20 protein-coding genes are annotated in these 26,270 nt (G+C 52.0%); 2 read left to right on the top strand and 18 right to left on the bottom strand.

The genetic code is table 11. The features are described 5' to 3' along the window. Nucleotides 1-55: 55 nt before the first annotated feature. The 17 genes from metK to mutS form a co-directional block, all read right to left on the bottom strand. Nucleotides 56-1,228, bottom strand: coding sequence for a methionine adenosyltransferase (metK, locus tag C0081_RS14755; protein WP_101534605.1), 1,173 nt, complete (start codon nucleotides 1,226-1,228; stop codon nucleotides 56-58). A gap of 122 nt (nucleotides 1,229-1,350) precedes the next feature. Further along, entirely contained in the window at nucleotides 1,351-1,764 is a 414-nt protein-coding gene (locus C0081_RS14750) for a helix-turn-helix domain-containing protein (RefSeq protein WP_101534604.1), read from the bottom strand. Between the two features lie 186 nt (nucleotides 1,765-1,950). Continuing rightward, the gene (lnt, locus tag C0081_RS14745) at nucleotides 1,951-3,534 is read right to left on the bottom strand and encodes an apolipoprotein N-acyltransferase (RefSeq protein WP_101534603.1); all 1,584 of its coding nucleotides are present in this window, start codon (nucleotides 3,532-3,534) and stop codon (nucleotides 1,951-1,953) included. Between the two features lie 147 nt (nucleotides 3,535-3,681). Next, the gene (locus C0081_RS14740; RefSeq protein WP_180966910.1) at nucleotides 3,682-4,839 is read right to left on the bottom strand and encodes a transporter associated domain-containing protein; all 1,158 of its coding nucleotides are present in this window, start codon (nucleotides 4,837-4,839) and stop codon (nucleotides 3,682-3,684) included. Between the two features lie 78 nt (nucleotides 4,840-4,917). Beyond that, nucleotides 4,918-5,448, bottom strand: coding sequence for an rRNA maturation RNase YbeY (ybeY, locus tag C0081_RS14735; protein ID WP_101534601.1), 531 nt, complete (start codon nucleotides 5,446-5,448; stop codon nucleotides 4,918-4,920). Further along, complete coding sequence (locus C0081_RS14730; protein ID WP_101534908.1) at nucleotides 5,445-6,554, bottom strand: PhoH family protein; 1,110 nt, start codon at nucleotides 6,552-6,554, stop codon at nucleotides 5,445-5,447. The genes ybeY and C0081_RS14730 overlap by 4 nt, the downstream gene beginning before the upstream one ends. Before the next feature lie 211 nt (nucleotides 6,555-6,765). Then, entirely contained in the window at nucleotides 6,766-8,133 is a 1,368-nt protein-coding gene (miaB, locus tag C0081_RS14725; RefSeq protein WP_101534600.1) for a tRNA (N6-isopentenyl adenosine(37)-C2)-methylthiotransferase MiaB, read from the bottom strand. Between the two features lie 166 nt (nucleotides 8,134-8,299). After that, a complete protein-coding gene (gene olsA / locus C0081_RS14720) occupies nucleotides 8,300-9,163 on the bottom strand; it encodes a lyso-ornithine lipid O-acyltransferase (RefSeq protein WP_210200518.1) in 864 nt (287 codons plus the stop codon). Nucleotides 9,164-9,232: 69 nt separating this feature from the next. Then, nucleotides 9,233-9,664, bottom strand: coding sequence for a Fur family transcriptional regulator (locus C0081_RS14715; RefSeq protein WP_101534599.1), 432 nt, complete (start codon nucleotides 9,662-9,664; stop codon nucleotides 9,233-9,235). A 5-nt stretch (nucleotides 9,665-9,669) separates the two neighbouring features. Further along, the gene (gene rimI, locus C0081_RS14710; RefSeq protein WP_101534598.1) at nucleotides 9,670-10,200 is read right to left on the bottom strand and encodes a ribosomal protein S18-alanine N-acetyltransferase; all 531 of its coding nucleotides are present in this window, start codon (nucleotides 10,198-10,200) and stop codon (nucleotides 9,670-9,672) included. Between the two features lie 113 nt (nucleotides 10,201-10,313). After that, nucleotides 10,314-11,051, bottom strand: coding sequence for a tRNA (adenosine(37)-N6)-threonylcarbamoyltransferase complex dimerization subunit type 1 TsaB (gene tsaB / locus C0081_RS14705; protein WP_180966909.1), 738 nt, complete (start codon nucleotides 11,049-11,051; stop codon nucleotides 10,314-10,316). A 59-nt stretch (nucleotides 11,052-11,110) separates the two neighbouring features. Beyond that, nucleotides 11,111-11,665 carry a NifU family protein gene (locus C0081_RS14700; RefSeq protein ID WP_101534596.1) on the bottom strand — a complete coding sequence of 185 codons (555 nt, stop codon included), beginning with the start codon at nucleotides 11,663-11,665 and terminating at the stop codon, nucleotides 11,111-11,113. Between the two features lie 288 nt (nucleotides 11,666-11,953). After that, a complete protein-coding gene (locus tag C0081_RS14695; protein WP_101534595.1) occupies nucleotides 11,954-12,451 on the bottom strand; it encodes a universal stress protein in 498 nt (165 codons plus the stop codon). 164 nt (nucleotides 12,452-12,615) lie between these two features. Continuing rightward, nucleotides 12,616-13,695: a tryptophan--tRNA ligase gene (gene trpS, locus C0081_RS14690; protein ID WP_101534594.1), complete on the bottom strand. Its 1,080-nt coding sequence runs from the start codon at nucleotides 13,693-13,695 to the stop codon at nucleotides 12,616-12,618. Between the two features lie 172 nt (nucleotides 13,696-13,867). Then, entirely contained in the window at nucleotides 13,868-15,427 is a 1,560-nt protein-coding gene (gene murJ / locus C0081_RS14685) for a murein biosynthesis integral membrane protein MurJ (protein ID WP_101534593.1), read from the bottom strand. Nucleotides 15,428-15,539: 112 nt separating this feature from the next. Then, nucleotides 15,540-18,383, bottom strand: coding sequence for a [protein-PII] uridylyltransferase (locus C0081_RS14680; RefSeq protein ID WP_280952881.1), 2,844 nt, complete (start codon nucleotides 18,381-18,383; stop codon nucleotides 15,540-15,542). A 109-nt stretch (nucleotides 18,384-18,492) separates the two neighbouring features. Next, a complete protein-coding gene (gene mutS / locus C0081_RS14675; protein WP_101534591.1) occupies nucleotides 18,493-21,201 on the bottom strand; it encodes a DNA mismatch repair protein MutS in 2,709 nt (902 codons plus the stop codon). 462 nt (nucleotides 21,202-21,663) lie between these two features. Between mutS and C0081_RS14665 the strand changes: the two genes are divergently transcribed. Next, nucleotides 21,664-23,943, top strand: coding sequence for an NADP-dependent malic enzyme (locus C0081_RS14665; protein ID WP_101534589.1), 2,280 nt, complete (start codon nucleotides 21,664-21,666; stop codon nucleotides 23,941-23,943). Nucleotides 23,944-24,133: 190 nt separating this feature from the next. Further along, nucleotides 24,134-25,228 carry a helix-turn-helix transcriptional regulator gene (locus C0081_RS14660; RefSeq protein ID WP_101534588.1) on the top strand — a complete coding sequence of 365 codons (1,095 nt, stop codon included), beginning with the start codon at nucleotides 24,134-24,136 and terminating at the stop codon, nucleotides 25,226-25,228. A gap of 44 nt (nucleotides 25,229-25,272) precedes the next feature. Here the strand turns inward: C0081_RS14660 and olsB are convergent, their stop codons facing one another. Next, on the bottom strand, nucleotides 25,273-26,244 hold the full coding sequence (olsB, locus tag C0081_RS14655; protein WP_245417960.1) for a l-ornithine N(alpha)-acyltransferase: 972 nt from the start codon (nucleotides 26,242-26,244) through the stop codon (nucleotides 25,273-25,275). Nucleotides 26,245-26,270 lie beyond the last annotated feature (26 nt).

The raw sequence follows: 26,270 nt of genomic DNA, 5'->3' as shown, positions 1-26,270 counted from the left end.
AACGGGCCGAACAGTTTTTGTAACCTATAAGCCAAGTGCAACAATCGCGCGTGGCTTAGCCGATTGATGCTTGAATTTTATTGACCAGATCGATCTTCTCCCAAGAGAAGCCTCCGTCGTCTGTTGGTTGACGACCAAAGTGGCCATAGGCAGCTGTGCGTTCATAGATGGGTTTGTTCAGACCCAAATGGGTGCGAATGCCCCGTGGTGTCAGTGACATGCTGTCCCACAACGCGGCCTCTATGACAGAATCCCGCACGGTGCCGGTACCGTAGGTATCAACATAGAGAGACAAAGGTTTGGCCACGCCAATTGCATAGGCCAACTGAATGGAGCAGCGATCTGCATAGCCAGCTGCAACCACATTCTTTGCCAGATAACGGGCAACATAAGCCGCAGAACGATCAACCTTGGTTGGGTCTTTGCCGGAGAAAGCCCCGCCACCATGAGGGGCGGCACCGCCATAAGTGTCGACAATGATTTTACGACCGGTCAAACCCGCATCGCCGTCAGGTCCGCCAATGACAAATTTGCCAGTCGGATTGACGTGCCATTCGGTTTCATCGGTCAGCCAACCATCCGGCAGTGCTTTGGCGATATAGGGTGCAACAATGTCCCGAATGTCGCTGGAGGAAAGAGACGCGTCATAGTGCTGGGTAGAGAGCACAACGGATCTTACATCTACTGGTTTGCCATCAATATAACGCAATGTCAGCTGGCTTTTGGCATCTGGACCAAGGCGTGTTTCGGAGCCATCATGGCGGGCTTCCGAGATCAGGCGGAGAATTTTATGAGCATAATGGATGGGAGCTGGCATGAGCTCTTCGGTTTCATTGACCGCGTAACCAAACATAATGCCCTGATCGCCGGCCCCTTCGTCTTTGCCATCAGCTTCGTCTACGCCTTGGGCAATATCAACCGACTGTTCATGTACATAGACATCTATAGAGGCTTTTTCCCAATGGAACCCGTCTTGCGCATAGCCAATGTCTTTAATGACCCGTCGCGCGGTTTTTTCCATCAAATGGCCGTCCACTTCAGCTGGTCCACGAACCTCGCCTGCCAACACAACTTTATTGGTAGTGGCCATGGTCTCGACTGCACAGCGTGCATATGGATCAACTTTGAGAAACTCGTCGACGATGGCATCGGAGATGCGGTCACAAATTTTGTCCGGATGCCCTTCGGATACGGACTCACTGGTAAACAAATATTCTTTTCGAGCCATGAGGAGTTGTCTTTCTAGCCTACCTAAACATGTCAACCAAGAGATGATTTCCATCTCTTGGTCAAAGTTAAGTGCTAGAAAGACGAAAACGAGCGTCACGTCAAGATAAAGACGCCGAAATCTTAGTCGTCATTCTTGTCGTTGGCGATCTCGCGGACCAATTCAACGATTTTTCGGCGCACTTTTTGATCTTTAATCTGAACAAAAGCACGATTGAGCTGCAGCCCTTCTGAAGAAGAGAGAAAGTCGATGACAAAATTCTCTGCTTTGGATTCGGCCAAACCGGCAGCTTCTTGTGGGGAACCGGGAGCGTCTTCAAAGAAAAAGGCAACGGGCACTTCAAGTGTAGTTGCGATATGCTGCAAACGGCTTGCGCCAATACGGTTGGTGCCTTTTTCATATTTCTGGATTTGCTGGAATGTAATTCCCAGATGCTCACCCAGTTTTTCTTGACTCATTGATAGCATCATGCGGCGTAGCCGAACGCGGCTGCCGACATAAATGTCGATTGGGTTTGGTGCTTTTTTACTGGCCATTTGGCTCTCTTTATTGTGTGGCATATTGCTCTTTGTGATAGCAATTTATTATGCCTGCTGGTTATCGTACGGGGTCCGCACCCCATGGTTTCCCCGTGACACTTATATCGCGCCTTTCGCTTGAGCAGTCGGGGTGCTGCAATAGTGCCGTGTATTCCATGTCTGTGTCAATTGATGCGCGTGTTGCTATCTTAATTTTCTGCGAATACTTGCCGTTGCAATGTATAAAAATGCCCAAAGGCTTGCAAAAATCCAATTTCCCCACTGTTTGTAGAGCGTTATCGGGAGTTTTGAAGGTAACTTACCTTGAATGATGCCTTCCGTTTCCAGTGGCATTTGGTGTAGAATCTGTCCTTTGCCGCTGATAATTGCTGATACGCCAGTATTGGCGGCGCGGATCACCGGCAAGCCGCTTTCGACCGCCCTCATTTGCGCCAAATGCAGATGTTGCTTTGGGCCGATCGTCGCGCCAAACCAGGCATCATTGGTAACGTTGATGATCCAATCGGCCCCCTCGGGAAAGGCTTGTACTTCGTCGGAGAAGGCGATTTCATAGCATATAAGGGGAAGAATCGTGCCCAGATTGGCATCGCGCAGCAAGCGGCGGTTGGTGCCTGCTGTAAAGCCTGATTTTTGGGCCGTGAGCTGTTCCAATCCAATCGCTTTAAGCCATGATTGTTTTGGTAAATACTCCCCGAACGGTACCAGATGGACTTTGTCATAGGCAGATAGGACCGTACCGTCGGACGCCATTTGATAAATAGAGTTATAAACCGTCTCGCCCCCCACTTCGCTCCGTTCTCGCCTTAGTGCTCCGGTTATCAAACCTGTATCTTCAGGTAAAGCTCGGGCAATGGTGGCCAGTGCTTCGGGGTCTTCAATCAAATAAAAGGGAATGGCGGATTCTGGCCAGATGACCAGATCGACTGAATCGACAGGCGTCTCCTCGCTGTCTAGAGTGGTCATGGCTATGAGGCGATTAAAGATCCAGGATCTGTTTTCGAATTTCCATTTCTCAACTTGGGGGATGTTTGGCTGAACAAGCCTTACCACCGAGGCATGGTCCTGTTGGGGCATCGGTTGAGCCAGACGATAGGCGCCATAGGTAAGCTGGGCGATGAAAAGCAGACCGGTAACCGTCGCCAATTGCCACCCCAATCTGCGGTTTTGATGGTCTCCGAACAGAAACACCGGCAGGCCAAACAAGAGCACAGCAAACAAGGTCATTGTATTGGGGCCAACCAGCGCCAGCGCTTGCATCATCACGCTGTTGGATGCCAAAGCAGGAGCGAAACCACCCCAGGGCAGGCCGGTCAGAACAGTGCCGCGCATCCATTCCATGGCCGAAAGAGCGAGAGCCAGCCAAATAACCCTGAGCGGCGACGCGGACCAGACCCATGCCGAAAGTCCGCATGCCATCGCCCAAAACAAGGCCAATCCGGCAGGAAGTAGCAAAATTGCCAATGGCAACGCCCACACAAACTTGTCGGCCTCCACTAAAAAGGCCGCACCAAGCCAATAGAATGTCACCAGAAAAAAGCCAAACCCAAACAGCCAACCGACTTTGGCCATCGCCCACGCCGAGGCTTTGAAGTTTTTGCCAAGGGAGGCGGAATCCAGCAACCAGACCAGAAGTGGCACGCATACCCATAAAAGCGGGAACAGCGCCAAAGGCGGCTGGGCTAAACTGGCCACTGCACCTGCGACAAAAGCGAGACCATGCCGCCGCCAGCCATCAAGAAAAATCAGATTGGATATGAAGTGTGGCATAGGATGAAGACCGCCGAATCAGGGGTGCAGATGCTCTCTTCCAAAATCGGAATTGGTGAAAAAAGGTCAAGCCCGAAGACCATCTAACGGTCACAAATACGGCTGCGAAGGCGTATCTCGTCCACAAACGACCTACTCTCAGGAGCGTTAGCTGGCTTCGGAAGCAGATGGGGGTATGGAAGTCTTGGCATCCTTTTGGGGGTCGCCTGACAATTCCAACGGGCGTTTAAGTGGTTTTTTGGTCGGTTTGATGCGAATTTTGACACGCCTGATGCGACGACGATCTGCCTCCATGATTTCAAATTCCAGCCCGTCGGTCACAGCTATCAATTCACCGCGCACGGGAATGCGGCCAATGTGGGTAAAAATGAACCCACCCAATGTGACCACATCTTCCAACGATTCATCATCAAGCGGCAAAGGGGTGCCAATGGTTTCGACCACGTCTTCCAGATCGGCCTTGGCATCCGCAATGAACAAATTGGGCCCTGCGCTGGCAATGAAAACCTCATCCTCGTCATCATGCTCGTCTTCAATGTCGCCCACCACGGTTTCGACCACATCTTCCAGAGAAATTAGGCCGTCTGTGCCACCATACTCATCGATGACAAGCGCCATTTGGGTTCGGGCTGCCCGCATCGTCGCCATTAGATCAACCGCAGGCATGGAGGGCGGTACAAACAAAATGTCTCGAATAACGCCAAGATCTTTCAAGGGACGGTCCAGATCGATATTGTCCAAACTGCGCAAATGGTTGGCGAGCGCCTTTGTGTCGTCTGAATCGGAGGTGCGTGGTGCGCCTTCCATTGAATCGATTGCGTTGTCCTCTTCTGGGAGTGTGATGTTGGCTTCCTGAGTCATGAGACCAACCATATCCTTGATATGCACCATGCCCACGGGATCATCAAGCGTTTCGCGATAAACCGGCAAGCGGGAGTGGCCTACGTCTTGATAAATCGCCAATAGGGTGCCCAAGGAGATATCATCTTCCACCGCGTCAATGTCGGCTCGCGGAATCATCACGTCATCGACGCGCATTTCGCGCAACGCGAGAATGTTGCGTAACATCGCTTTTTCTTCGGTGGAAAATGTCTGGTCGCTACCACTGTCGTCGGCCAGTGCTCCCTCCATTTGCGAGCGCAACGAGGTGTTTGTCAGCCGAGAGATCCAGCTCTGTGTCAAACGGTTGAACCAATTTCCGTTCGTCTGCGAGGACGCCTCTTCGCTGTGAGGTGGAAAATCTTCTTCGATAGGCCCGTCATCTACGGCGGGTAACGATGGATCAGAAAGGGCAGGGTCGTTCATATGTGTCTCGGCGCACTGCATGCAGATGCGCCCTCAATCCAATGTTGACTGGGCTGATTGACGGTCAGTTTCATTGTGTCAATCCAGCATATTCAAGGGTATCGTACCCTCATATGGGTTTGCAAAATTCAACCGGGCAAGAATAGCCACTTCGACCTGCTCCATCTTGTCGGCTTCAATCGGATCTATGTGATCATATCCTAGCAAATGTAAAAAACCATGAATACAGAGATGGGTTAGATGGGCCGTGAATGCAAGTCCCAATTCATGCGCTTCTCGCTCTATGGTTTCAAATGCAAAAACAATGTCACCCAACATTGGCCCGTAACAGTCCGCATCTTCATCAATCGGGAAAGATAATACGTTGGTGGCTTGGTCTTTGCCTCGGTGCTCGTCATTGAGCTTACGGATGGACGCATCATCCATAAACACCAAAGAAACTTCGCATTCTGGTAGAAAGCGGATGTCTTCGCACTCGACCACATAACACTGCGCAGCATCAAGTGCGGTTTCAATGGCCGCCTCAAGGCCGGACGCACTTTGCCAGAGATTAGATTCGATCAGGCAATCCTTGATCAAAGCGGTGTCTGGCTGTTGCCCATCCTTCATAGGTCAGCCTCGGAGGCCTGAACGTCTGGCGGGGCAGACTGTTCGAACTTCAGATTTGCAATCTGTTCTTCTGCTTGGATATTTTGCGACGACCCACGTCCGAGCATCCGCCGAGCGATGGCCTTTTGGCGAGAATCTTCGTCATAGGCGTTGACGATACGCATAACCAATTCGTGGCGAACCACATCTTCAGCGGTGAATTGCACGCGCACGATGGATGGAATATCACTGAGCAATTCCATGGCCTGCACAAGACCGGATTGCTCACCCTTTGGCAGGTCGACCTGGCTGGGATCTCCGGTGACGATCATTTTGGAATTCTCACCCAGACGTGTCAGAAACATCTTCATCTGCATAGACGTGGTGTTCTGGGCTTCATCGAGAATGACCACTGCATTGGACAGGGTGCGACCACGCATAAATGCCAGTGGTGCGATTTCGATCACCTTGGCATCAAGCTCCCGTTCCACCTTGTCAGGCGGCATCATATCATACAGCGCGTCATACAATGGACGCAGATAGGGATCGACTTTTTCTTTCATGTCACCGGGCAAAAAGCCGAGCCGTTCGCCCGCTTCCACCGCTGGTCGTGAGAGAATGATACGCTCGACAATACCACGCTCTAGCAATGCCGCTGCATAGGCCACCGCCAGATAGGTTTTGCCGGTACCAGCAGGCCCTGTACCAAATATAAGATCAGCGCGGTCCATGGCGCGGATATAGGCATCCTGCGTCGCAGTGCGTGCGGTCAGTTTCTTTTTGCGCGTTGCGATTTGGGCAAAGTGCATTTTACCGGCACCTTCACCCCCCTCTGTTTCCATTTCGGGCAATATCAGCTGTTCATCGGCAGCCTGTGCCATGCGAATGGCACCATCCACATCGGCTTGCGCGATGACTTCACCGTCTTGTAAACGGCGATAAAGCGAATCAAGCGCCATTTTGGCCTGATCACACAAGTCGCTTGGCCCCTTGATGGTAACGCGATTGCCGCGAGCAATGACCTCGATTTTCAGCTTCTGTTCGATGCGCGCAAGATTTTGATCATATTCGCCAAACAAATCGACAGCGAGCCGGTTATCGTCATAGGAAAGCACGATGTGACCCATATCAGAAGCCGCAGAAAACGGCTTTCCGACTCTGTTGTCACGTTGTTTTTTATGATCTTTTAAAGGATCCAGACCGCGTAGGTCCCGTTCCTTGCTGGCCTTGCGGTTCTTGCTCTTGTCGCGGCGTTGATCGCTCAAACGTTTATCCCTTCAAACGTCTTTAGATAGAAGAAGGCGTTGTCCGAAAGCCCCTCTAACAGCCATCCCAATTTCACAGGGGATGACCTATCATGGTTCCGAACAAGCTAAAGCTGCCCATACTATCAATGGTAACTGTGACAATTTCACCAATCATTTCTTCCGGTGCGTCAACTTGCACAGCTTGCAGCCAAGGTGACTTGCCAACCAGCTGACCCGGCTCACGTCCTTTGCGCTCCAAAAGTACGGTCATTTCAGTCCCGATCTTTGAGGCATTGAAGGCTTTCTGCTGTTCGGTTAGCAGGGCTTGCAGTCGAGCAAGTCGCTCGGACTTGATGGTCTCGGCCACTTGCTCGTCGCTGTCAGCGGCAGGTGTCCCGGGGCGTGGTGAATATTTGAAACTAAAAGCCGAGCCGTAAGTCACTTCGCGGATGATGCGCATGGTGTCTTCAAAGTCATCGTCTGTTTCACCGGGGAAACCAACAATAAAATCACCGGACAAAGCAATGTCAGGCCGAACCGTGCGAATGCGTTCAATCAGCCGCACATAATCATCATAGGTATGCTGGCGGTTCATTGCGGCCAAAATCTTGTCTGATCCCGATTGCACAGGCAAATGCAAATAGGGCATCACGCTGGGAAGGTCCCGATGCGCGGCCATCAAGGCATCATCCATATCGCGGGGATGGCTGGTGGTATAACGCAGCCGATCAAGCCCATCGATTTCCGCAAGTCGGAACAGCAACTGCCCAAGCCCCCAATCCGCTCCGTCCGGTCCTTCGCCGTGATAGGCGTTTACATTCTGTCCCAATAAGTTGACTTCGCGTACGCCAGCCTCAGCCAACCGTTTCGCTTCAGCAACGATTTGAGAAACCGGACGTGACACTTCAGATCCACGCGTATAGGGCACTACGCAGAAGGTGCAGAATTTGTCGCACCCTTCTTGCACGGTGAGAAAGGCACTGACACCGCGTTTGCGGGTGACTTCTTTTTTGGCGTTCGGCAGGGCAGAGAATTTGTCTTCCAGAGGAAAATCGGTATCGATCACACGCCCGCCGTCACCTGTCTTGTCCAACAAATCAGGCAGCTTGTGATAGGCCTGCGGCCCGACGACAAGATCCACCACCGGCGCACGACGCATGATTTCTTGCCCTTCGGCCTGCGCCACACAACCGGCGACGCCAATTTTCATCTCGCCTTTGCCTGCTTTGGACCTTGCTTCCTTCACCTTACGAATGCGCCCCAGCTCGGAATAGACCTTCTCGGCCGCTTTCTCGCGAATGTGGCAGGTGTTCAGGATTACCAGATCCGCCTCGTTCATATCCTCAGTGGGGCTATAGCCCTTGGTTGCCAAAGAGTCCGCCATCCGGTCGGAATCATAGACATTCATTTGGCATCCATAGGTTTTCACAAAGACTTTTTTGTCTTTAAAGGCAGTCATATTGGCATTATCCGGCAAGAGAAGAGAAAGGGAACGTCGAAAGGCTCCACAATAGCGATCCCCTTTAGCGCGTTTTGGCCACTTTGCAAAGCCAAAAGGCCAAAGACTGGTGACTCAATTTTGCCTTTTGGCGGACATTGGCGCGGTCAAGCATGGTGGGGAGGCTCTATTGGTGGCGTTTGTCACGGCAATAATGCAAGTCGTGCAACATATTTGTACGTACGGTTTGTTCGGCTTTGAGGGCGGCTTGCTTGCGGTCGGCATCGGCACCGAATGGGATGGGCTCGCCAAAGGTCAGCGTAACATCTAGCGCGCCCTCCTTGAGCAGCATCCAAAGGTGAGGCATAAGGTCCATGTCTCCATACCAAGCAGCGAGCGGACGATATTGGCGCCCCATAGGCAATCCATGCAAGCGTGTATAGGCAATCGACAAAGGCTGAATCCACACAGGCTGGACCGGCGCCGCATCATCCGTACCTATTGTGGCGTTTGGATCGGCCATCATTGCTGTCTTTGCCGCTCCAATCAAAGCGGTGCGAAAGGGCAGCACCTGATTTCCATCCGACGATGTGCCTTCCGCAAACAGAACCATGGCATCACCATCCTTCAGTCGCTTGGCGATTTCTTTGGCCACATCACCGGTTTTGGAGCGTTTGGTGCGATTGACAAAAACAGACCGCTGAAGCTTGGCAAACAGGCCAAATATCGGCCAACTGGCCACTTCTGATTTGGCAATGAATGAAAGAGGCTGAAGGCTACCCAACACGCTGATGTCGAGCCAAGAGCAATGATTGGCTGTGATCAACACCGCGCCGTCGTTAATGCACGCCCCATTGACTGTTTTGCGGATACCTATCACTTGGCATGTGATCCGATGAAATAAAATTGGGATCCAGCGCTTGCTTGGCAGATTGAGCACCACCGACAGATATTGAAACGGTATAAGAAACAACGCAACAACAGAAATGATGACCGCAGCAATGCAGGCACGCGCCGTGGACAGGGAAAATGGAGGCCGCCGAGACTTCATTCTAAATGCCTTGGTTTTGGTCTGCGCGCAGGAACTCCGCACCGTCCCCGTTGTCACAATGAATGCGTATCACTTGTCGGTATCTTCGATCGGCACACCATAAAGCTCGAGCCGGTGGTCAACCAGTTTAAAACCAAGTCGTCGTGCCACCTCAACCTGTAGGCGCTCTATTTCTTCGTCGCGAAACTCAATCACTTTACCGGTGCGCAAGTCGATCAGGTGATCATGGTGCTCTTCAGTGATTGTTTCATAGCGCGAACGCCCATCGCGAAAATCATGGCGCTCAATAATGCCAGAATCTTCAAACAGCTTCACAGTGCGATAAACCGTTGAAATGGATATATTGTCGTCGATCTTCACGGCGCGGGCATATAATTCTTCAACGTCGGGATGGTCAAACGCGTCGTCCAACACACGGGCAATCACCCGTCGCTGCTCAGTCATGCGCATGCCTGCGTTGGTACACAGATCCTCAATGGCTGTCTTTTTATTTACTGTCATTGTGATTATGCCTCTTTGCCCCCCGCTTGATTGCCGTGCTGGCGGGGTGTCGCGGTCAGTTCAACTTGCATTATCAAGGCGAGAGAAGGATTGCCCGTGTCGCTATGATAATATCCCTTGCGCTCACCGACTTTTTCAAAACCCAGATTTTGATAAAGAGATAGCGCAGGTTTGTTGCTCACGTCCACCTCAAGAAAGAGTTTTGCAACCCGATCTCCATACAGCTTGCGCATCAAATCCGTCATCAAATGCCGCCCACCACCGGTTTTTCGAAAATCCGGGTCCATAGCGATGGTCAAAACTTCTGACTCATCAAGCACGGATCGTGTCAAAACAAATCCGATAATTTGATCTTTAATCCGAAAACCGGATCGGCGCAGCACCAAGCAATTCACCAACTTGTCACCAAGAAGGGATTGAAATTCGCTGGCAGACCAGCCTCGTTCAAAAGAACGGCGATGAATGGCCGTGAGGACAGAAATGTCTTCGAATGTGGCGTTTGTCACCAAAGAGGTTGTTTTATGTGGAAAGATCACCCGTTCCCCAGCAGTCTTATCTTTTTAACCAGCTTGCTTATAGTGCAAGTCACTCCATTGTTCCATCCGGCAGGGGATGTTACCAGATCGCAATTTGTCGAAGAGGGGATGTGTTACCGTCGTGCGATTGCCTTGGAGGCTTGCGGTTTGGCGTCTGGAGCGCGCAAATATAGCGGAGATGGGGGCGTGCTTGGCTCGTCCTGATTGAGCGCCCATTGCGCAAGCACATCCATATCAGGCCAAGTGAAGGCCAACGAGCGCAAGAGGGCCGCATTTTCGCAGCGCGCAGGCATCAATGAGGCGCCTGAGCCGGTGAAGGAGAGGCAGGAATGCAGTTTACACAGATTCGCAAAGGCATCCGCACTCATCGCCGCAGCTGGGCTGAGGGCATTCAAATCTCCACCTACAGCGGGCACATCAAATATTTGACCGTAAATCTGATTGCGACGCGCATCAATGACCGGTGCCATGATCCCAACATAGCCGTTCTTTTGCGCTGTCAGAGCCATCGCCGTTAGCGTTGATGCGCCAATCAGCGGCACGTTGAGCGCTAGCGCCAAGGCCCGCGCAGTTGCCAACCCGACCCGCAGGCCGGTAAAGCTGCCCGGACCAACCGTCACCGCGATCCGGGTCACATCTTGGTAGGCCAGCCCATTTTGCTCTAGTAATAAAGCGAGCTCACCCATCAAATGTTCGGCATGCCCACGTGTCAGATCAAGTGAGCGGCCAGATAATGTCTCAGTCAGTGACTCAAATAAGACATCAGTGGTAGGCTCTTGTATGGCCAATCCGACGGAACAGGCATCCAGCGCTGTATCCAGCGCCAGGCAGATTCGCTTTTTTATTGTCACGATTGACCAATCCTGACTGCGTCTTAATAAGGGTAAAACGCTGGCTTTAAAGGGAAGTGTTAAACGGAGCGAACTTCCTGAACGTCTGGCAGAAAATGGCGCAGAAGATTTTCAATGCCATGTTTCAACGTGGCTGTCGAAGAAGGGCATCCTGCACAGGCGCCGCGCATTTGCAAAAAGACGATGCCATCGCGGAAGCCGTGGAAGGTGATATCGCCACCGTCTTGAGCAACAGCAGGCCGAACACGCGTTTCCAGCAATTCCTTGATGGTCGCCACCGTTTCTGCGTCCGCTGCGTCAAAATCTTCCTCAGCTGGAGTCGAGGTGTCAGATTGTTTCAAAATAGCAGCGCCGGACATGAAATGTTCCATGATCGCGCCCAGAATGGCAGGTTTTATATGTTGCCAGTCGGCATCGCCCTTGGTCACAGAAACAAAGTCAAACCCGAAAAATACACCATCAACTCCGTCAATGGTGAAGAGTTTTTCGGCCAGAGGAGAAACAGCAGCTTCGCCCTCGGAGCGGAAATCCATGGTGCCTTCCTCAAGAACGACTTTGCCGGGCAAAAATTTCAACGTAGCCGGATTGGGGGTCGCTTCAGTTTGAATAAACATATGTTTTCCTTCTCGAGCGCTTTCTTCTCACCTCTGGTCATTAAGGCGGTAGAGCAACGCATTGTTTCAAGTGCTTGACACAATTCAAGTGATACCAAGATCGCTGGATTTGCTCCGGCACCATCGCTGTGTGTGGCGGTGTGCATGCGTCGGTCAGCATGCAATAAGTGGCTTCTATTATGTCAGATAAAACTTCTATCACAAAGATCAAGAAAAAAGCACGCGCGATTGCTCGAAAGGCACGTGATTTCTTATGAAATCACGAATCTCAAACGGAACCAAACAGGCCTAGCAAATAGCCCAGATGTCTTCGTCAGACAGGTTGCCAGGAACAATGGTCACCGGAAGCGGGAACGGCTTGCCGGATTGATTGGAGATAGAGGAGACCAAAGGACCGGGTCCTTCTTTGGAATCGACAGCTGCAGCCAGAACGAGAATGCCGATATCCTCGTCTTCTTCGATGAGAGCCAAGATCTGTTCCGCGATTTTTCCTTCGCGGACCACGCACTCTGAGGGGACGTTGGAAATCTCTTCCACACGTTCCTTGAATTGCGCCAGTCTTTCCTGAGCCGCTTCGAGAGCCTCGGCCAGCATGATTTCTTTCACGCCAAGCCAATGCTGAAAATGACCGGGCTCGATGGCGACCATCATTATCAGCGCCCCACCCGTCGCAGCAGCGCGATAGGCAGCGTAACTAATGGCCCTGTCACATTCCTTTGTTTCGTCAACGATAACGAGAAACTTCCGGAAATGGCCTTCATCGTGAATTGTGCGTTTAATATTCATAGAATGAGCCTGCCATGTCCGGCCCCTTTGGGCAAGAGGGGCTTTTTACACAGCCCGTAATTCTTGTGGGTTCCACTGTGCATGCTTTAACCAAAACAAGGCCCGAGTCTGCCCTGATACAGGCAAGTCGGGCCTTGTTGGTTCATTTGATCCGGTTGACGGCGCTATTTTCTGCGAATGAAGCCGACGATGTCTTTGACCTGATCAAGAATAGGGTTGGCAATGGCCTCCGCCCGCTCGGCCCCTTTGGCCAAGACGCCATCGATGTAGGATGCATCGTCCATCAAGCGGCGCATTTCTCCTGTGATTGGCGAAAGCTTGCTGACAGAAAGCTCAATCAGAGCTGGCTTGAATTTGGAAAATTCCAAGCCGCCATATTCACCCAAGACATCTTCCTTGGACGCCCCTGAAAGGGCCGCGTAAATACCGACGAGATTGGAGGCTTCAGCCCGCCCCTCAAGGCCATCCACTTCGCTTGGCAGGGCTTGAGGGTCGGTTTTGGCCTTGCGAATTTTCAGCGCAATGGTGTCTTCATCGTCGGTCATATTGATGCGTGCTTTGTCTGACGCGTCTGAGGACGACATTTTTTTGGAACCGTCACGCAACGACATCACACGAGGAGCAGGGCCGCCAATCAGCGGTTCTGGTTGTGGGAAGAATATCTGCTCAGGATCGGTGGTTACGTCCCGGCCAATATTTTCCACTCCATACCCCAGCGCAGCGATGCGCTCTGCATAGTCGATGTTGAATTTCTGTGCTGTGTCGCGCGCCAACTCAAGATGTTGCTTCTGATCTTCGCCAACCGGCACATGGGTTGCCTTATAGATCAGGATATCGGCAGACATCAGATTGGGATAGACAAACAGTCCGGTCGAAACATTCTCACGGTTTTTGCCTGCTTTATCCTTGAATTGGGTCATGCGGTTGAGCCAACCCATACGTGCCACGCAGTTGAACACCCACGCCAATTGTGCATGGGCTGCAACTTGGCTCTGATTGAAAACAATATGCTTTTCCGGATCGATGCCAGAGGCAAGAAAGCCCGCTGTTACTTCGCGTGTGCGCCGGACCAAACCTTCGGGGTCTTGCCAGACTGTGATGGCATGCTGATCAACAACGCAGAAGACGCAATTGTAGGAAGACTGTAAATCGACAAACTTGGTGATTGCACCAAGATAGTTGCCCAGATGCAGGTTGCCTGATGGCTGAATGCCGGAAAAAACGCGTGGCTCAAAGGTGGCCATGATATGCCTCATAATGTTGCCCAAGCGGGTGGAAGCGCGAGGGGGGAGGGTACAAAGGAGAGCCTATTGCAGAAGATCACTCGATTTGTCGGGTGGAATAGGCGTCAGACAAGAGGAGTTATCGGACAAGCATGGACAGCTTGCAAGGTATTTTGGTTGGTTTTCGCCTGCTTTATGCTCTGCGACGCAACCGGCGTTTTAATTCGGAAAAGGATATCGCCCCTGTGCCCAGAGAGGCTATGAGGAACAGCGCTATACCTGCCCCCACCAACAGAACCAACCCTGTGATACGTGTAAGCAAGAGTGAATCTTCAAACCACGGGGCCAACAATTGCCCCAACCACCAGACACCGGCTCCCATGACGAGCGAGGACAGCAGGAACATGGCCAACCGCCGCATCAACAGACCGTCGGCACGGAAATGCCCGCGCCGCCAGAGGGTAACTCCAAGCAACAGCGCGTTGATCCAACCCGCGATGGTGGTGGCCACGGCAATGCCCATGTGGGAGATATAGGGAAACAACGCCAGCGACCCAATGACATTGATGATCATCGCGATGGCTGCGAATTTCATCGGCGTTTGGGTGTCATGCCGTGCAAAAAAGCCTGGAGACAGTACTTTGTTGAGTACAAAGGCAGGCAGTCCAAAGGCAAAGGCGGACAGGGCGAGGGCCGTCATATGAGTGTCGTCAGTGCTGAATTGCCCGCGCTGGAACAACACCGCGATGATCTGTTCGGGCACCACGGCCAGCGCCACGGCGGCTGGCAGCGTTAAAAACATGGCAAATTCCATCGCCCTATTCTGTGCGTTGTCAACGGCGGTTTTGTCCTCGGCGCGTACTTTGCGCGCCAAATCGGGCAATAACACCACCCCGATAGCAATGCCGACCACGCCCAGAGGCAATTGATACACCCGATCAGCATAATACAGGTAAGATACGGCGCCAGCCTGAAAAGAGGCGATGATTGTGCCGATGGTAATATTGAGTTGCGTCACGCCACCAGCGATAATGCCCGGAACGCCCAGTTTGAGCAATTTCTTGACATTGGCGGTATTGGCGGGCTTTCGAAAAGACAAGGGGAATTTGGCGTGCAGCAAGGCCCAAACGAGGGCGGCCAATTGAACAAATCCGGCCAGGAACACGCCCCAAGCGAGGTAATATCCAGCGAGCGGACTGTTGTCAGCACCGACAAACAAAACCAGCATAAGCGTCGCAATCAACACTACATTAAGCAGTACGGGCGCAAAGGCGGCGGCAGCAAATTTGCCCAGTGAATTGAGAATGCCTGACAGGAAAGCGATCAGGGACATACAGATCAGATAGGGGAATGTGATGCGTGTCAACACCACCGCCAGATCGAACTTGCTCGGGTCTTCAGTGAAGCCGGGGGCCAGCAGGTGAATCATCAACGGCATTGCCAATTCAGCAAGGGCTGTGAAAATCAGCAAGACAAGCAACAATCCTGCCATAATCTCTTCAGCCACGCGTCGCGCACCATCTTTGCCTTGGTCTTCCAATGATCCGGCAAAAATCGGCACAAAGGCCGAGTTAAAGGCCCCTTCTGCAAACAACCGGCGAAACAGATTGGGCAAGCGAAAAGCAACAAAAAAGGCGTCAGCAATGGGTCCGGACCCAAGGCTGGCTGCAATCAAAATGTCGCGGACAAATCCCAAGACCCTGCTGGACAGGGTCGCCACGCCGACAGTGGCGAAATTCTTCAGCATCGACATCGCATGATCCTTCACTTCTTACCGTCAGGCACAGCAGTCCCACAGTCCAAGAGACTGCTATATCGACTTATGGCTTGCTTGAGAAGCGGATCAAAGGCAATTCACCGGTTTGTTAGCTTTTTCCCTTGCGCTTGCCTTTGCCCTGATTTGGCTTGGAAGGACCAATCATGGCTTCGATCATGCTGGCCTCAATGGCTTTTTGCCGGTCCGTATTGGTGATTTTTGCACCTGTTAAATCGGTGACATAAAAAGCATCAACCACGCGCTCGCCAAAAGTGGAGATGTGCGCCGATGCGATGTCCAGATTGAGCGCGGAGAGTGTACGTGTCAAAGCAGACAACAGCCCCGAGCGATCCAGTCCTTCCACCTCAACCACGGTCGCCTGATTGGACAAATCATTGTTGATTGATACTTTTGGTTTGGTGCGGAAGGTTTTGAAGCGCTTTTTGTGGCTTTCCTTTTGATCCACAAGTGGCGGCAAACGTGTTTCGCCCCTCAAGACCTGTACCAGCAAATCGACCACGCGGTTGGCGCGTCGGCGTTCATCGCGGTCTTCATCAAATTCGCGATTGATAAGAATGGTATCCAGCGCGCGCCCATCGGTGGTGGTGAAGACCATCGCATCGACAATATTGGCCCCCGCCGCCGAGCAGGCCCCCGCAATCATTGACAGCAATCTAGGATGGTCAGGTGCGAGAATGGTGATTTCTGTGATGGCTTCAAATTCGTAAGCCTTGATGGACGTAGCAACTTTTTGATTTTTCTTGTCGGCCTCCCGGATTAGTTCCGCATGGAGAACGGCATTGGCTACATCGGTGCGCAGCCAATAGGCGGAATAATGCAAATCGAGATACTGATCGATTTCCTTTTGGCTCCAGCCTTCAAGCTGTGTGGACAATTGATCCTTGATGCGCGCAACGCGGCTATCGCGGCTTTGTTGTGAGTGACCACCAGTCAGGATTGGCTCGGCTTCAGAATAGAGCGTTCGCAGCAACTGGCCTTTCCAGCCATTCCAGACACCGGGTCCAACCGCCTTGACGTCGACCACAGTGAGGATCAAGAGCATGCGCATTTTTTCCAAGGTCTGCACAACATTGCAGAAATCAAGGATGGTTTTCCGGTCCGATAAGTCGCGGGTTTGGGACACTTGACTCATGGTCAGATGTTCCATGATCAGCCAAGCCACTTTTTCGGTTTGTTCTTCATTCAGTCCCAAGCGAGGGCACAGCTCTTGCGCCACAGCAGCACCCGCTGGTGAGTGTCGTTCCGGCCGGCCCTTGGCGATATCATGCAGGAACACAGCAACATAGAGCACAACACGATCCTTGATGTTGGGGATCAAGTCATGCGCCAGAGGATGCTCTTCTTCCAGTTCCTGTTTTTCAATCTCAGACAGGATGCCTACTGCCCGCAACAAATGTTCATCCACCGTATAATGGTGATACATGTTGAACTGCATCATAGCGACGATTTGGCCAAATTCAGGGATAAACCGGCCCAATACGCCTGCTTCAGTCATGCGTCTCAACACGCTTTCAGGGTCGCGCCGCGAGGTCAGAATGCGAAGGAAGGTTGCATTGGCTTCTGGATTGTTGCGCAAATCATTATCAATCAAACGCAAATTATGATGGATCGCCTGCATGGCATCGGGATGAAAAGACAGGTTCTCGGTATCCGCCAATTCAAAGATACGCAGCAAATTCACAGGATTGTCGCTAAAGACGGTCTCGCTCACCACTGATATACGACCGTGGTCAATTAAAAATCCTTCCGCATCCCGAATCTTGCGCTTGCTATATCGATTGGGGAAAGGGATGGCAGCAAAGAAGCGGTTGATTCCCGGTGCTTGTTGACCAAAATCTTCTTCCAGAGCAGCGCAGAAAATGCGGGTGATCTCACCCACTTCTTTGGCAATCAGGAAATAGTGTCGCATAAAACGTTCGATGGCGCTGTGGCCCGGGCGCGGTTGATAACCCATCCGGCTGGAAAGCTCGCGTTGCACATCAAAGGTTACGCGCTCTTCGGGACGGTTGGTGAGAAAATGCAAATGACAACGCACCGTCCAAAGGTGGTTGTTGGTCTTTTTAAAGCGGGTGTATTCCTCTTGGGTAAACACCCCTGCCTTGATCAAGTCTTTGCCTCTGCGCACGCGATAGGCATATTGACCTATCCAGAACAGCGTCTGCAGATCACGCAGTCCACCCTTGCCCTCTTTGATGTTAGGCTCAACCATATAACGCGAGTTGCCCTGTTGGGTGTGGCGGGCATCCCGTTCGGCCAGTTTGGCAGCAATGAATTCCGCGCTGGTATTGCGCAGCACTTCTTTGTCGAATTTGTCGATCAAGCCGTCATAAAGCGGTTTTTCGCCATCAATGAAGCGCGCTTCGAGAATGGAGGTGCGGATGGTCATGTCGGTACGAGACAACCGCACGCATTCATCCAGTGTGCGGGTGGCGTGGCCGACCTTTTGGCCCAGATCCCACAGCATATACAGAATATATTCAACGACACTTTCACCCCAAGGGGTCTGTTTGTAGGGCAATAGAAACAAAAGATCGATATCTGAATGGGGGGCCAATGTCGCGCGGCCGTAGCCACCAACAGCCACGACAGCCAGACGCTCCGATGCCGAAGGATTGTTGACCGGATAGACATGTTCAATGGCAAAGCGGTAGATCAGGGTTATGATCTGGTCTTCCAGATAGGACAATCGAATAGCACATAAGATGCCAAGGCCGTCTTCATGCAAAAGCTGCTCGGCACGGTCTCTTCCTGCCTGCAACATCTCTTTGAGCAAAGCTAGGATCTCGGCCCGCGTTTCGAAATCCTTGGCATCCCCACCTTTGTCGGCGACGATTTGCTCCATCTTGGCGCGGGTGGCGTCAACATCGATCAAATGATCGGTATGAGGAGAAATATGCATAGTCTTTGCCTTGTTTTTCGGGGACGAACCCATGGATAGCGCAACCGAGCACAACAGATTGCTATGTGGACAGTGCAGTGAAGCAATATTCGCGCCAATGTTCGACCCGATATCGCAGGGCGTCAAGTTCTTTCCATTGGTCTCAGACAAGGCCCTTGAGCCGGTATAGGGCTTGCTGAGCTTCACGTGGGCTCATGTCATCAGGGTTGATCCCGTTAAGAGCATCCCGTAGAAAATCCGTTTCCTTATTGACTTCTTTTTGAGCTGTTGCTGAAAAAAGAGGCAAATCATCAATGGTCAAAGCGGGCGATTGCCGATCTCCCTCTTCAAGTGATTCCAATACATCACGGGCACGATTGATGACCACGTCAGGCAAGCCAGCCAATTTTGCTACTTGGATGCCATAAGACCGATCGGCCGCACCGGGCACGATTTCGTGCAAAAACACTACGTCCCCTTGCCATTCCTTGACTTTGACCGTGGCATTGTTGAGGCGCGGCAGTTTTTCGTGCAGTACGGTCAACTCATGATAATGGGTGGCAAACAACGCACGGGAGCGATTGACCTCATGCAGGCTTTCAATAGTCGCCCAAGCGATGGATAAGCCATCAAAGGTTGATGTGCCACGACCAATTTCGTCTAAAATGACCAGTGAGCGTTCACCGGCCTGATTGAGAATGGCTGCCGTCTCGACCATTTCCACCATAAATGTGGAGCGTCCGCGCGCCAAATCATCCGCCGCCCCAACCCGTGAAAACAACCGATCCACCAAGCCTATATGGGCTTGGTCTGCGGGAACAAAGGACCCCATTTGTGCTAGAATGGCAATCAGCGCATTTTGCCTCAAATAAGTTGATTTACCGGCCATGTTGGGGCCTGTCATCAGCCATATTCGACCGTTGTCATGACCTGCCTGAGGGCTCAAGTCGCAATCATTGGCTACAAATGGATCGCCGCCATCACGGCTCAAGGCCAACTCTACCACTGGATGACGACCGGCGGACACTTCAAAGGCAAGGCTGTCATCCATCAGCGGTCGACAGTAATTTTGTTCGTCGGCAAGACAGGCAAGCGCCGTGGAGACATCAAGGGTTGCCAAGGCGCGCGCAGCTTTTTGAATAAGGTCCACAGCAGCTAAAACCTGATCGCGTAAACGGTCAAAAATGCTCAACTCAATTGCGATCACTTTTGCACCGGCAGAGGCAATGCGAGCCTCTAAATCAGCCAACTCCGTGGTGGTGAACCGAACCGCGTTGGCCAGTGTCTGACGATGAATAAAGCGCTCGTTCAAAGGCGCAGACATCATCTTGTCCGCATTGTTGGCTGTGACCTCAAGAAAGTAACCCAAAACATTGTTGTGCTTGACCTTGAGGGCTTTGATGCCGGTCTCATTGGCGTAATCAGCCTGTAATGATGCGATAACTCTGCGGCTTTCATCCCGCAAGGAGCGTAATTCATCCAATCCGGCATCATAGCCAGTGCGCACAAAGCCACCATCGCGCTTTTGCAATGGCAATTCGTCATTCAAGGCCTCTGAAAGCGACTGCCCAAGCATCTCTGGCATCGCTTGTAGGGCTGTCGCCGCGTCCCCGATTTCTTGCGGTAGAGGTTCGCTTTGTGCTGCAGATCCGATGTGAGATAGCAGAGCGAAAATAGCGGAAAAGCCCGAGCGGATGGCCCCCAGGTCTCTCGGTCCGCCACGATCCAGAGACAAGCGGGATAGCGCGCGCGGCATATCGGGGGCGGCTTTAAGGCCTTCTCGCAAATCTTCCCGCAAGCCGGTTTGTTGCAGGAACCATGCGATCGAGTTTTGACGTGCGATGATTCCGTCCAGCTGAGCCAGCGGTGCAGCCAATCTTGCCGCCAGTAAGCGTGATCCACCACCGGTGACGGTTTTGTCGATGACCGACAGGAGGCTGCCTTTTTTATCTCCTGACAAGGTGCGCACCAACTCCAGATTGGCCCGTGTGGCCGCATCGATAGACATGGTACGGCTAGACAATTCTCGCTGTGGCGGATTTAAGGGAGGACGGGCACCCAGCTGGGTTTTTTCGACATAAGCCAGCACAGCGCTGGCTGCCATCAATTCGACTCGTTCAAAATGGCCATAGCCGTCCAATGTCGATAGCCCAAAATAGCCCATCAGACGATCCGCAGCGGTCGATCCGTCAAAGAAAGCGCGGGGAACCGGTGAGATACTGGTGCGCAACATGTCTTTTAGAGGTTGAAAATCTTCATCCATCAACATGTGATCGGAAACAATTATTTCGCGTGGATCAAGGCGAGCAAGCTCTGCTCCAAGCCTTAGGTGATCCAGCTGTAAGACACCAAAGTCGCCTGTCGAAAGCTCGAGCCATGACAGCCCGTACAGATGGCCTTCGTCGCCATTTTTAACACGTGATACCGACGCGAGATAATTAGAACTGCCTGAGTCAAGCAGGCTTTCTTCTGTCAAAGTCCCCGGCGTCACCAATCGAACAACATCGCGGCGTACGACAGATTTTGCACCACGTTTTTTAGCTTCTGCCGGGTCTTCGGTCTGTTCGCAAACAGATACTTTGTAGCCGAGCGCAATAAGCCGGTCGAGATAGCCGTCTGCCGCATGAACCGGCACCCCGCACATGGGAATGTCTTCCCCCAGATGTTTGCCGCGCTTGGTCAATGTTATGCCCAGCGCTTTTGATGCTTGCACCGCATCATCGAAAAACAGCTCGTAAAAATCGCCCATGCGGTAAAAAAGCAAACTGTCGGGATTGGCACCTTTGATCTCTAGAAACTGCTCCATCATGGGAGTCGGTTTATAGGAGGCAGCTGTTTTTTTGTCTTCGGAGGGGGATGTCTTGTCGGACATGAAACTGATCTGGCTTCCTGAAATGTGTTGCAACAGCGTGGCTATATTCGGGCTGTGACGAGGTGATTGCATAGCAACCTATCAACTCGCAACCGGCGAGACTACAAACTGCCACCTTTTGGCTGATTGTTTCTGGGGGAATGAAGACGTAATGTGCATAACTAAGGGATAGGCCGTTTTTATTGTATCCTAGCCATTCCAATTTTTTGCGACCGTTGGTTGCTTGAGATGATAAATTAAAAATGCATTTGATTTTTCGCATATATTAATCTCAATATCCATGCGAGTTATCAGGTCCGCGCATTGGGCATCCGCAGCGAACATAAACGAGCTCGCTGATTGCAAGATCTGTTTTGAAATCTGCAAGGAACCCCAAACCAAAGGACAGGACATCCAATGTGGCTCACCCGAGCACAGGGATCTGCTGGGCCTATCTACAAAAATTGACCGGAGGTAAGCCACATGGCAGAAGATAAGGTAAAATTAGGCGTATCGGTTACTGATGAGGAGGCGCTTCTATTTCACCAAAAAGGGCGCCCGGGCAAGTTGGAGATCGTCGCGACCAAGCCAATGGCAACGCAGCGAGATTTGTCTCTGGCTTATTCTCCCGGCGTAGCAGCACCGGTGCGTGCTATATCCGAGGATGCGTCCCGCGCTTTTGATTATACCGTTCGCGGCAATCTTGTGGCGGTGATCACCAACGGGACAGCTATCCTGGGTCTTGGAAATTTGGGTGCGCTGGCGTCCAAGCCGGTTATGGAAGGCAAGGCGGTGCTGTTCAAACGCTTTGCCGATGTTGATTCCATTGACTTGGAAATCGACACAGAAGATCCTGATGCTTTTATAAACGCCGTACGGTATCTTGGACCCTCGTTCGGTGGCATCAATCTGGAAGACATCAAAGCCCCGGAATGCTTCATCATAGAGCAACAGCTCAAAGAAATGATGGATATCCCGGTTTTTCATGACGATCAGCACGGCACCGCCATCATTGCCGCTGCCGGTCTTATCAATTCATTGCATCTGACAGGGCGCGATATCAAAGATACCAAAGTTGTCTGCAACGGAGCAGGCGCTGCGGGTATCGCTTGTATCGAACTGTTCAAGGCCATGGGCGTTCCCCATGAAAATGTTATCCTGTGCGATACAAAAGGTGCCATTTATCAGGGGCGCCTAGAGGGTATGAACCAGTGGAAATCCGCCCACGCGGTATCTACCAAGGCACGCTCATTGAAAGATGCGCTGACGGGTGCTGATGTGTTCATTGGTGTGTCTGCCAAAGGAGCTCTGACACCTGCAATGGTCAGCGTAATGGCTCCTCAGCCGATCATTTTTGCCATGGCCAACCCCGATCCTGAAATCACGCCGGAAGAAGTTCAAACCGTTCGCGATGACGCCATCATTGCGACAGGGCGCTCTGATTATCCCAACCAGGTCAACAATGTCTTGTGTTTCCCCTATATGTTCCGTGGGGCGCTTGATGTGCGTGCGACTGAAATCAACGATCACATGAAAATCGCGGCGGCCCATGCCCTGGCCGAGTTGGCCCGCGAGGATGTGCCTGACGAAGTGGCCAGCGCCTATCAGGGCAACAGACCCAAATTTGGTCCCGAATATATCATTCCGGTGCCGTTTGATCCACGCCTGATTAGCGCCATTCCGCCTGCCGTGGCCAAAGCTGCGATGGAGAGCGGAGTTGCACGCCGGCCCATTGTTGATCTGCACACCTATGCCAATCAATTGAATGCCCGTCGGAACCCATTGGCCAACACGTTGCAGCGGATTTATGACAAAGTGCGTCGCAATCCAAAGCGTGTGGTCTTTGCCGAGGGAGAAGAAGAGCACGTCATGCGTGCCGCAATATCCTTCGTCAACGAAGAATTGGGGACTGCGATACTGGTCGGGCGTGATCGCTTGATTCGCAAGACTGCAGAAGAGGCTGGCATCGACCTTGATCGCCCCGGCATCGAAGTGGTCAATGCACGTCTGTCCGAGCGTGGCGATGAATATGCCGAATATTTGTTCCGTCGCTTGCAACGCAAAGGGCATCTTTATCGCGACTGTTTGCGCATGGTGAACAATGACCGCAATATCTTCGCGGCCTCCATGGTTGCAATGGGGGATGCTGATGCGATGATTTCGGGTGTGACCCGTAATTACTCCATCGTTCTGGAAGATGTCCAGAAGGTCATTGATCCCCATCCGGGCCATCGGGTAATCGGCGTGACCATCGCGCTTTGCAAGGACCGTACTGTCTTGGTCGCTGATACGGCCGTACATGATATGCCCAGCGCCGAACAATTGGCCGATATTGCAGAGGAAGCCTCGGGTGTTGCTCGCAAACTGGGTATCGAGCCAAGGGTCGCTATGTTGGCCTATTCAACCTTTGGACATCCTGAAGGTGAGCGTTCCGACCGTCTGCGAGAGGCTGTCGGCATTCTGGGACGTCGTCGGGTTGATTTTGAATATGACGGGGAAATGGCTGCCGATGTGGCTTTGAACCCCGACCTCATGGCCGCTTACCCCTTCTGCCGTTTGTCAGGTGCAGCCAATGTGTTGGTGATGCCAGCGTTCCATGCTGCGTCCATTTCCACCAAAATGCTGCAAGAACTGGGCGGAGCCACCATCATGGGGCCGTTGCTTGTCGGTCTCGATAAGCCTGTGCAAATTTTGCCACTCGGCGCAAGGGACGTCGATATTGTCAATATGGCAGCATTGGCCGCATATAATCTGGGTTCATGATCACCGCGATCTGGTGCCAGGGACCAAGCGCCTAACGATCCATAAAGAGCCATCTTTTCAGATGGCTCTTTTTTTGAAAAGTAAGCCATGTCCGCTTCCTTTCATTGCGGGCTTGTATACAACGTCGCACCTGTGCGACAATCTTTCACAACCGTTGAGAGACGGGGCACGATTGGGGGGTGGTGCCAATATGGAAGCGATACAGCAAGCAATAAGACAAGCCGCGCTAAGGCCAGAAGCGTGGGCTGATTTGCAACTTTTACTCAACAAACACATGAATACGATTGGCAGTCAGCTATCCAGCATTGATCACAGTCAGGATAACGCCATCTGGAGTCGGACGACCCTAAAGGGCGTTGATGAAGAGTTCATAAAGTTTGGTCCTACCAGCGAACCGGTCCTCCATGCCGCGGCCAATCCCAATTGGAGCACAATCACCGACTATGATTTTATCGATGAAGCGGGGATGGATAACAGTGCGTTCTACAAGACCTTCGCGCAATTTGATATTCGCTATCGTTTGGCTATCCGTCTGATCAACCACGAGTCAATTTCTCGCGCTATGGTTTTGATTTGGGATAAAAAACGAGGGCATGCCACACGGCGGGATTTTGAAAAACTCAAACCGGTTATCGAGCCTTTGCGTCTGTCGGCACATGTCGCTTTGGCGATGGGAGAGAGTCTGTCTTCGGAAAAGCTATTGATCGACAATCTAGCCCGTAGCCGGAGTGCCGCGCTTGTTGTTGATCCCGATGCTGGCATCGTACTGAGTAATAATCTGATCGACCCAATTCTGCAAAAGGCAGACGGAATATCGACCTTACGCAATGAGCTTGTTTTGCAAGACAGAAAAAGTAGGGTGAAATTTTCCAATCTATTGAAATTAGCTGGAGGCGCAGCACGCAATAGCCTGCCTACGGGTGGTGGTATCTTGGCTGCCCCGCGCCCGTCCGGTCTTCCTGCCTATATTATTATGGTCTCGCCTTTGCCTAAAAGAGAGCAATTTTTGGGTGCAGCAAAAGGGCTGGTTTTGGTCGTGATACACGACACCACCGAGGCAACCGAACTGGAGCGATCCCTTTATATGGACGGGTTTGGCATGACGGCCGCAGAAGCCGATGTTGCGGCCTGGTTTGTGAACGGGATACCCTTGGAACAGATCGCAACCCGTCGCGGTGTCAGTTTGCATACGGTTCGGCAACAGTTCAAAGACATTCTGAAAAAAACCGGCACACACCGACAGGCCGAGTTGGCGGTTCTGTTGGCATCTTTCACCCGACGATAAAACTACAAATGGTGCGTTTGCTTTTGCAAAATGTCAGGAGGTGCCTAATTATGTCGGGCGACAGCCTCTTTTACATTGCTGGTGCTATAATGCTGGACATATTTCGGATCTATTTTGTCCACCGGCATGATGATGAAAACGTCAGTGGTTCCAAACTGATAGTCCACCATTGCACTGTCGCCAAAATAACAGCCAATGCGTAAATAGGCTTTAAGCAAAGGGGGCAATTGACGCAGTGCTTTTTTGTCATTGACGTCTTTGGGTGCCATCTGCTCGAGTGGTACGCGGATGTCCGGCCATGCATCAACTCGCCAGTCCTCTGGCGCTTTGCCTTGCTTTGCCAGGAAAGCCAGAGGTTCTGCCAGCTCTTCCGGATCAGTTCCGGGCAAGGAGGCACAGCCGATCATGACGTCGATTTTGTGAATTTGCACATAGGCCCAAATGCCCTGCCACAAAAGTTCGATTGTGCGTTTGGTGCGATAGTCTTTGAGTACACATGATCGACCCAACTCAAGGAACCGGCGATCTGGATGGGCATCCAAAAGCGGTTGAATATCAAACTCGGAAGCAGAATAGAAGCCGCCATATAGGTTGGCCATTTCTTGCCGTAAAAAACGATAGGTGCCCACAATACGCGGCTCGCGACGGCGGAATTTCTTCTTGGGTGAATCGTGATCCAGCACCAAAAGATGGTCGCAGATTGCATCAAAAGCATCGGCATCGCGCCGAGTGAATTTGGTGTGACTATCCGGTTTGGCAGCCATTTCCTTGTAAAACACTTTGTAGCGCAAGCGTTGGGCCTTGCGGATTTCGCGCTCTGTTTGGGCAAGGCGAATCTCAAGGGAGCCGACACGTCCCAGCGTGATTGGAGTGGAACTGATTGGGCGACCATCTCTTAGTCTGTTCCGGCGCAGTGCAGTGAGGATTTTTTTGGGCAGATTGGGTTTGATGACAGGGGTGACGCTAAAAGTGTCCTTCTGCATGGAAGCAGCGGAGTCCTTGTCGAGCATTGCCATCTTTTCCGTCCCCTTTTTCCCACACC

The organism is Cohaesibacter celericrescens, assembly GCF_002866925.1.
GTDB classification, from domain to species: Bacteria; Pseudomonadota; Alphaproteobacteria; order Rhizobiales; family Cohaesibacteraceae; genus Cohaesibacter; species Cohaesibacter celericrescens.
The sequence above is the reverse complement of the archived record's forward strand: the minus strand, read 5'-3'. Positions and strand labels throughout refer to the sequence as shown.